This window comes from Myxococcus sp. AB025B (assembly GCF_006518215.1).
GTDB lineage: Bacteria > Myxococcota > Myxococcia > Myxococcales > Myxococcaceae > Myxococcus > Myxococcus fulvus.
Genome location: NZ_SRLW01000706.1, coordinates 1 through 468, shown reverse-complemented (window position 1 = coordinate 468; position 468 = coordinate 1). Strand labels below are relative to the sequence as shown.

The window sequence follows — 468 nt, the reverse complement described above, 5'->3', positions numbered from 1 at the left end:
GCTACCACGTGGTCTGGACCGTCACGCCGGCGCTGCATACGCCGCTGATGGCCGTGACGAATGCCATCTCGGCCATCATCATCGTCGGCGCCATGCTGGCGGCGGGCCTCACGCAAACGGGCCTGGGCCGCACGATGGGCGTGGTGGCGGTGGCGTTGGCGGCAGTGAACGTGTTTGGCGGCTTCCTGGTCACCCAGCGCATGCTGGAGATGTTCAAGAAGAAAGAGCCGAAGGCCAAGGGCGGTCACAACGAGGGAGCCAAGCAATGAGCATGAACCTCGTTACCCTCCTGTATCTGCTGGCGTCGGTCTGCTTCATCCAGGCGCTCAAGGGGCTTTCTCACCCGACCACGGCGCGGCGCGGCAACGCATTCGGCATGACCGGCATGGCCATCGCCGCCGTCACGACCATTGCGCTCATCTACAAGCTCAAGGCCGAGATGTTTGCCGGCACCGAGAGCGGTACCTC

2 protein-coding genes are annotated in these 468 nt (G+C 64.3%); both read left to right on the top strand.

The features are described 5' to 3' along the window. A partial coding sequence (locus FL311_RS43610; RefSeq protein WP_141333594.1) for an NAD(P) transhydrogenase subunit alpha occupies window positions 1-269 on the top strand: 269 nt, incomplete at its 5' end. Next, window positions 266-468, top strand: a 203-nt coding sequence (locus FL311_RS43605) for an NAD(P)(+) transhydrogenase (Re/Si-specific) subunit beta (protein WP_194869656.1), incomplete at its 3' end; no start/stop codon positions are given. The genes FL311_RS43610 and FL311_RS43605, both read left to right, overlap by 4 nt.